The sequence below is a fragment of the Micropruina sp. genome (assembly GCF_047606365.1).
GTDB lineage: Bacteria > Actinomycetota > Actinomycetes > Propionibacteriales > Propionibacteriaceae > Micropruina.
The window spans coordinates 39,001-46,237 of the sequence record NZ_JASGEN010000010.1; the positions used below are offsets into that span (position 1 = coordinate 39,001).

Annotated in this window: 7 protein-coding genes; all 7 read right to left on the bottom strand. The window is 70.3% G+C overall.

Annotated features, from left to right (window positions below):
* Window positions 1–50: 50 nt before the first annotated feature.
* The 7 genes from QM624_RS01955 to QM624_RS01985 all read right to left on the bottom strand — a co-directional run bounded on the left by QM624_RS01955 (window position 51) and on the right by QM624_RS01985 (window position 7,072).
* Window positions 51–998, bottom strand: a complete 948-nt coding sequence (locus tag QM624_RS01955; protein WP_415088418.1) for a hypothetical protein — start codon at window positions 996–998, stop codon at window positions 51–53.
* Window positions 995–1,651 (bottom strand): hypothetical protein, encoded by a 657-nt coding sequence (locus QM624_RS01960; protein ID WP_415088419.1) that lies wholly within the window; start codon window positions 1,649–1,651, stop codon window positions 995–997. Before QM624_RS01960 ends, QM624_RS01955 begins: the two co-directional genes overlap by 4 nt.
* A 46-nt stretch (window positions 1,652–1,697) precedes the next feature.
* The gene (gene nadC / locus QM624_RS01965) at window positions 1,698–2,579 is read right to left on the bottom strand and encodes a carboxylating nicotinate-nucleotide diphosphorylase (RefSeq protein WP_415088421.1); all 882 of its coding nucleotides are present in this window, start codon (window positions 2,577–2,579) and stop codon (window positions 1,698–1,700) included.
* Window positions 2,576–4,105, bottom strand: a complete 1,530-nt coding sequence (locus QM624_RS01970; protein ID WP_415088422.1) for an L-aspartate oxidase — start codon at window positions 4,103–4,105, stop codon at window positions 2,576–2,578. The genes nadC and QM624_RS01970 overlap by 4 nt, the downstream gene beginning before the upstream one ends.
* Window positions 4,102–5,091 (bottom strand): quinolinate synthase NadA, encoded by a 990-nt coding sequence (gene nadA, locus QM624_RS01975; RefSeq protein ID WP_415088423.1) that lies wholly within the window; start codon window positions 5,089–5,091, stop codon window positions 4,102–4,104. The genes QM624_RS01970 and nadA overlap by 4 nt, the downstream gene beginning before the upstream one ends.
* 221 nt (window positions 5,092–5,312) lie before the next feature.
* Complete coding sequence (locus QM624_RS01980) at window positions 5,313–6,200, bottom strand: NUDIX hydrolase (RefSeq protein ID WP_415088424.1); 888 nt, start codon at window positions 6,198–6,200, stop codon at window positions 5,313–5,315.
* A 365-nt stretch (window positions 6,201–6,565) separates the two neighbouring features.
* Window positions 6,566–7,072: a D-alanyl-D-alanine carboxypeptidase family protein gene (locus tag QM624_RS01985; RefSeq protein ID WP_415088425.1), complete on the bottom strand. Its 507-nt coding sequence runs from the start codon at window positions 7,070–7,072 to the stop codon at window positions 6,566–6,568.
* Window positions 7,073–7,237: the final 165 nt, after the last annotated feature.

Genomic DNA, 7,237 nt, shown 5'->3' on the forward strand with positions numbered 1-7,237 from the left:
GACGAACGAAGCGTGGACGAAGGAACCGTGGACGAAAGAAGGGGTCAGTCTCACCGCTCGAGGATGTCGACCATGGTGTCGACCACCTTGCCGGCGTAGCTGCGCCCGTCCGGCAGCTTCGACTCGTAGTCGAAGTAGTGCTCCTTGATGTTGTGGTTGTACGGGCCGAGTTCGATCATGGTGATCTTGCCGTCGCGCAGCGCCTCGTTCCACGGGGACGCCTTGGCGATCGGCCAGCGTCCGGCGAACAGCAGCTTGCCGGAGGCCTGCAGGAAGTCCTTGGTGCCGTACAGGTGCCAGACGTGCTCGACCCGGGCCAGCGCGATGTCGTCGGACAGCATGCCGCCCAGCGACAGCAGCGACGTCCGCAACCCCATCGCGTGCAGGTACCAGGTGGCGCCCAGCGCGATCTGGCCACCACCGCTCCAGCCCAGCAGCACCACCTCGTCCGCCCGTCCCGGCCGATGGCCGTGCCGCACCAACGACCGGTGGATCTCACCGGCGGTGCCCATGTTGTAGGTGGGCCCGTAGCGCCGGTCGGCGCAGACGAACAGCTGCAGCAGGTTGCGCAGGTTGATCAGCACGGCCAGCGCGGCGTTCGGGTTCTTCAGCCGGACCTGATCGAGCCAGCGCCACAGCCGGCCCAGCACCCGCTCCGCGGTGAGCCCGCGGTTGTCCACCGAGTAGGGGAACACGTCGTCGATGAGGGTGTAGTCGGTCAGCCGGTTCCGCAGGTCCTCGACGAACGGAACCTCTTCCTCGGGGACGTCCTTGGCCGCGATGGCACCGATGCCGGACAGATAGACCAGGAACTTGCGGGGCTGCTCGTCGTCGACCTCGGGCTCGGCCGCGGTGTGGGTGGCCGCGGTCAGTTCGGGCTCGGTCTCGGGCTCCTCCACCTCGCGGGTGGCCCACCAGTGCAGCGACTCCAGGGGTGCCAGCACCATCGCCACCACCGCGAGCGCGAGGATGAGGACGAGCACGTCGCCGATGATCATGCCGACACCTCTGCGGCGATCACCGGACTTCCGTTCAGCACGTCCGAGCCGGAGACCCGGATCGGCCGTCCGGTCACCCGATGGAACCACAGCGCGAGCGCGCGCGAGATCCACGGTGCGCACACGGTGGACAGCACCTGCATGACCAGCCAGGACGCCGCCACCAGCGCCAGCGCCGTCCAGCGCCCGACTCCGAAGATGCCGGCGGTGGCCGCCCAGAGCACGATCGCGCTCCACGCCGACAGGAGCCGGTTGATCGCGGTGCCCAGGTAAGGGATGAGCACCAGGAAGCCCCAGATCTGCGGCGCGGTGGCGACCAGGACGCCCGCGAGCACGACCGGGTAGGAGATCTCCTGACTGCTGACCATCGAGCCGAGCGCCCACAGCACCACCGACTCGACGACATGCAGCACGACCAGCCAGAACGCGCTCAGCAGCAAACCGACGGCGAACCGCCAGCCGGCGATCCGGTTGATCAGCAGGACGACGGCGTGCCCGATCATCACCGAGAGTGCGGCCAGCAGCGCCACACCGACGGCGACCCAGATCGCGAACGGGTTCTCCTTCACCCAGGTCAGTGCGGCCGGATCGAGCCGGTAGGCCCGTCCGATCAGCTCGAACACTCCGGACAGGTATCGCCAGAACTGATCCATCCGCGCGCTCCTCGAGGCCTGGGCGGGAGTCGCCCTGGCAGGCAGATTAGTGCGCGGGCACCTCCCGGCGGTGATGATTCGCACCGGCCAGGTGATCGAGCCCGATGTCGAGGACGCGGGCGCTGTGGGTCAGCCAGCCGACGCTGATCAGATCGACCCCGGCCTCGGCGATCGGCACCGCGATGTCGGGGGTGATCCGGCCGGAGGCTTCGGTCACCATTCGACCCTCGACCATGGTCACCGCCTCGCGCAGCAGGTCCGGGGTCATGTTGTCGAGCAGCACCACGTCGGCGCCGACCTCGAGCAGTTCGGCCAGCATCTCCAGCGAGTCGACCTCGACCTCGATCTTCACCAGGTGGCCGACGTGTGCCCGGACCGCCTCGACCGCGGCCCGGACGCCGCCGGCGACCGCGATGTGGTTGTCCTTGATCAGCACGGCGTCGTCGAGCCCGAAGCGATGGTTCGACCCGCCGCCACAGACCACCGCATACTTCTGCAGGGCACGCAGCCCCGGGATGGTCTTGCGGGTGTCGGTGACGCTCGTGCGGGTGTGCGCGATGGCGTCGGCGATGGTGGCGGTGCCGGTGGCCACCCCGGACAGGTGGCCGAGGAAGTTCAGCGCCACCCGTTCACCGGTCAGCAGGCCGCGGGCCGGGCCGTGTGCGGTGGCGATCACGCTGCCGGGTTGCAGTCGCGACCCGTCGGGCAGGTGCACGTCGCACTCGATCCGAGGGTCGACCAGCTCCCAGGCGAGCTGGGCCAGCGGCAGCCCGGCCAGCACGCCGTGGTCGCGGGCGACCAGCTGGACGGTGGCGGTGGCGTCCGGGCCGATGATGCTGTCGGTGGTCAGGTCGCCGGCCCGACCCAGGTCTTCGGCCAGGGCAGCGCGGACGATCGGCTCGATCAGCAGCCGGGGCAGGTTCCTCATGCGGCGATGCCTTCCACGTCGTCGATGGTGATCAGGGTGTGCCGGGGGTCGGCGAGCTGCGGGAAGTCGGTGCGGGTATGGGCGCCGCGCGACTCGGTGCGCCGCAGGGCGGCGTGTGCCACCAGGTACCCGACCAGGCCGGTGTCGTCGTCGAGATGGGGCTGCAGGTCGCGCAGGGCGCGGCGCAGCCCGGCCTCGTCGCGCAGCACTCCGGCGCCGGCGGTGACGATACGACGCACCTGCTGGTGGAGTTGCCGTCGATCGGGTGTGTCGAGAGGTGCGCCGTACTCAAGGTGGGCGGTCGGAGTGAGTGGGGTCTCGACAAGCTCGACCGACGGGCGGCCGGGGTGAGACTGGCCATCGCGCAGTCGTCGGGCGACGCGGCGTCCGCAAACGACTGCCTCGAGCAGCGAATTGGACGCCAGTCGGTTGGCTCCGTGCAGGCCGGTCGAGGCGACCTCGCCGGCCGCGAACAGGCCGAGCACGGTGCTCTGGCCGTCGGCGTCCACCAGCACGCCACCCATGTGGTAGTGCGCGGCGGGCCGGACCGGCAGCAGGTCGCGGGTCGGGTCGAGACCGGCGGCCACCGCGGTGGCGTGGATCGAGGGGAACAGTTCGGCGAAGCGCGGTCCCGGTGTGGTGCGGCCGTCCAGGAAGACCCGGTGCCCGGCCTGCAGCTGTGCCCATTCGGCGCGCGACACCACGTCGCGGGCCGACAGCGGATCGGCCAGCACCCATTCACCGCGTTCGTTGACGATGATCGCGCCTTCGCCGCGAACCGCCTCGCTGACCAGCGGCATCGGGTCGATCGCGACGTCCAGGGCGGTCGGGTGGAACTGCACCATCTCGACGTCGCGCAGCGCCGCACCGGCCCGGAAGGCAAGCGCCAGCCCTTGCCCGCGTGAACTCAGCGGGTTGGTGGTGTGGCTGAACAGGCCGCCGATACCGCCGGTGGCCAGCACCACCGCCGTCGTGCGCAGCAGCACCGGGCCGTCGGGGGTGTCCGCCTCGACGCCGGTGACCCGGCCACCTTCGACCACGATCCGGCGGGCCGGCGCGTGCTCCCACAGGGTCACCGATTCCAGCTTGCTTGCGGCGTCCACCACGGTGCGCAGCAGTTCCGCGCCGGTGCCGTCCCCTCCGGCGTGGACGATGCGGCGGCGTCCGTGGGCGCCTTCCAGGCCGAGTCGGAGCGTGCCGTCGGAGTTGCGGTCCCAGCGGGTGCCCTGGCTGCTCAACCATTCGATGGCGTCCGGTGCCGCGGCGGTGATCGAGGCCACCACCGCCTCGTCGCACAGGCCGGCACCGGCGGCAAGCGTGTCGGCGGCATGGTCGGCCGGGGAGTCGTCCGGACCGACCGCGGCGGCCACGCCGCCCTGCGCCCAGCCGGTCGAGGTGCCGGTGCTGAGCGCGCCGGCCGACAGCACCAGGCAGCGGGCCGGAGCCAGTTCGATGGCGCAGCTCAGCCCAGCCAGTCCGGCACCGACGATCACCGGGCCGTCCACGACGACCTCGCGGACGCTCACTTCGCCCCCACCGCCAGCATCCGCTCCACCGCCAGCCGAGCCCGGTCGGCGACCGCGGCGTCGATGGTCACCTCGTGGGTCATCGTCTCCAACGCGTGCCGGATCGAGGCCATCGTGTTCCGCTTCATGTGCGGGCACATATTGCACGGCCGGACGAACTCGACCTCGGGGTACTCCTGCGCCACGTTGTCGCTCATCGAGCACTCGGTGATCAACGCCACCCGCTTCGGACGCCGGTCGGCCACGAACCCGATCATCTGCGCGGTCGACCCGGCGTAGTCAGCCTCATCCACCACCTCGGGCGGGCACTCCGGGTGCGCCAGCACGGTCACGTCGCCGGCGTAGTCGGCGCGGATCTGCCGGATGTCGGCCGGGGTGAACCGCTCGTGCACCTCGCAGGCGCCCGGGTGGGTGATCACCTTCACCCCGGTCTGCCGGGCCACGTTCGCGGCCAGGAACTGGTCGGGGATCATGATCACCTCGGGCACGCCCAGGCTCTCGATCACCCGCACCGCGTTGCCCGAGGTGCAGCAGATGTCGCTCTCGGCCTTCACCGCCGCCGAGGTGTTCACGTAGGTGACCACCGGGACGCCGGGGTGCTGCCGGCGCAGTTCGCGGACGTCCTCGGCAGTGATCGACTCGGCCAGCGAGCAGCCCGAGCGCAGGTCGGGGATCAGCACCGTCTTGCTCGGGTTGAGCAGCTTGGCCGTCTCGGCCATGAAATGGACGCCGGCCAGCACGATCACGTCGGCCTCCACCTCGGTGGCTTCGCGAGCCAGCGCCAACGAGTCGCCGACGATGTCGGAGACGCCGTGGAAGATCTCCGGACGCATGTAGTTGTGGGCCAGGATCACCGCGTTGCGCTCGTGCTTGAGGCGCAGGATCGCGTTCACGTCGTCGGCCATGGTGGCCCACTCGACGGCGGGAACAACATGGTCGACCTTACGGAACAGTTGGTCGGCGGTGATCAGGGTGGTGGTGCTCATCGAGGCTCCTCCTCATCGGCTGCCTGCTTATGCTACATCTGAGCAAAAGGGGGTGCAATTCGGGGTGCCGACACGATCATCGTCCCCGGCTCCGGGCCGCGTCATCCCGGGCTCCGACCCGGGATTTCGGTCCGCTCGGATGCGCCGTCCGGAGATCCCGGCGTTCGCCGGGATGACGGAGCCGCAACCCTCGCCGCGACGCGTGCCGCCGCAACTCCCGCTCAGCGGGAGCGGGGGGCGGGGAGTTTGGTGCCGGCGGCCTGGCGTTCCTGCAGCACCTCGCGGCGGAAACGGTAGAGCCGGGCCGGACGTCCGCCGGTGCCGGCGCGGCCGCCGGTCTCTTCCACCAGTTGCTGTTGCTCCACCAGCCGGCGGAAGTTCTGGGTGTGCACCACCCGTCCGGCCAGCGCCTCGACGCAGGCCTGCAGCTGGCCCAGGGTGAACTGGGACGGCATCAGTTCGAAGACCACCGGACGGTACTGAATGGTGGCCCGCAGCCGGGCGACGCCGGTGGCGACGATCCGGCGGTGGTCGCCGTCCAGCCGCTCCCCGGGCACCAGGTCGTCGCGGCGCCACTCGGCCGGTGACTCGGCCACCAGGCCGGCCTCGTACAGCACCTCATAGCGCTGCAGGGCGAGATCGGGGTGCCAGGGGCGTCCGTCCAGGCCGAAGGTGATGGCGCAACGCTGTTTACGGGCGCGATCGCCGGTCTTGGCCCAGTCGCGCAGGGCCGGTGCGACGACCTCGTGGAGCAAGGTGTCGTCGCTGCGCCGATCCTCCCAGGGGAACAGCCCGTACCAGCGTCGCCACTGCCCTGAGCGGGCGCGCAACCCGCGGACCAGGCCCAAGTAGGACACCGAGATGGTGCGCCGCCCGCCGCCCTCGCGGTCGCGATCGGCGAAGGTGTAGAGCTGTTCGAGATAGCCGATCTTCAGCCCGGTCTGCTCCTCGACCCAGGCCCGGACGGCGGTCTGCAGCGAGCGGTGGCCGGGCAGCACCGGACCGGCCGGCAGTCGCGGCGCGTCGGGCAATGTCAGCACGCACGGCTCGCCGTCGACGAGCGCCACGATCACGGCCAGCACCTCGGCCGTGATCGGCTCGCTGGTCATCGGCACTCCTGGTCGGACGGGGTCCGAGCAGGATACCGGGCTGGGCCCGACACGGGGCGGGATCGCGTTGACAGCCGACTGCGGCGATCCCGGCGACATCACCAGGAACCGTAGCTTGACTAGGGATTGTGCGGTGTATGTCACCCCTGGGGGTGACCACTTTCAGAGCCGATCTGTGCCCGGCCTGCGGCGATCCTGTGAGTTCCCCAAGGTCTCCGGTGTTTTCCTTGGTTACCCCCTGTACCCCGTCTACAGTCGCATCCAATGAGCCTGGGAAGTGACTCCACGAAGAGCCGGCAGCAGGGTGGCAGGCCGGCCGCGTCCCGCAGCGATGCACCCCCTGTCCTTCCCGGGCTCGCCAACGTTCAGGCCAGCCCCAGGTACTCCTCCAGGGTCTGATTGCTGTTCGCGCCGAAGTCCTTCGCCCGGGCGCCGATGTAGCGGTAGTGCCAGGGTTCGAACGCGTAGCCGGTGATCTTCTCCTTGCCGTTCGGGTAGCGCAGGATGAAGCCGTAGCGCCAGGCGTTGGCCCACAGCCATTTGCCGGTCTTGGTGTTCCGGACGCCGACGCCCCAGGTCACGCCGTCCCACAGGTCAACGGCCAGCCCGGTCTGGTGCTCGCTGCGTCCGGGTGCCGCGTTGTAGCGGCGGGCCAGTGATTCGCTGCCGTACTCGCGGATCTTGCTGGCCAGGATCTGCTTCTGCTGGGCGTAGCTGCGGTAGCCGCTGCGGACGACGATCCGGACGCCCTTGGCGCGCGCCGCGGCGATCATGCGGGTGAGTGCCCGCTGGGTTTCGCGGGTCAGCCCGTAGGGCGAGGTCACGCTGCTGCGCCGGTAGCCGGCGTTGATCGGGTGCTTCTTGGAGACCACCGGAATGCCATTGACGGTGAACGCCCGCGAGCGCTGCGCCGCCTTCCGGGTGTCGGTCGGCGCTTTGGTGGCCGTCCGGGTCGGCGACGCGGACGGCGTGGCGGAGGCGGTCGCGCTGCGCGAGGGGGTGCCGGACGGGACGGCCGGGCTGGCCGAGGCAGCTGG

Bases quoted from the DNA above. Each gene is read 5' to 3' on its own strand.
- QM624_RS01955 (WP_415088418.1), bottom strand. From the start codon at position 998: ATGATCATCGGCGACGTGCTCGTCCTCATCCTCGCGCTCGCGGTGGTG.
- nadA (WP_415088423.1), bottom strand. From the start codon at position 5,091: ATGAGCACCACCACCCTGATCACCGCCGACCAACTGTTCCGTAAGGTC.
- QM624_RS01960 (WP_415088419.1), bottom strand. From the start codon at position 1,651: ATGGATCAGTTCTGGCGATACCTGTCCGGAGTGTTCGAGCTGATCGGA.
- QM624_RS01980 (WP_415088424.1), bottom strand. From the start codon at position 6,200: ATGACCAGCGAGCCGATCACGGCCGAGGTGCTGGCCGTGATCGTGGCG.
- nadC (WP_415088421.1), bottom strand. From the start codon at position 2,579: ATGAGGAACCTGCCCCGGCTGCTGATCGAGCCGATCGTCCGCGCTGCC.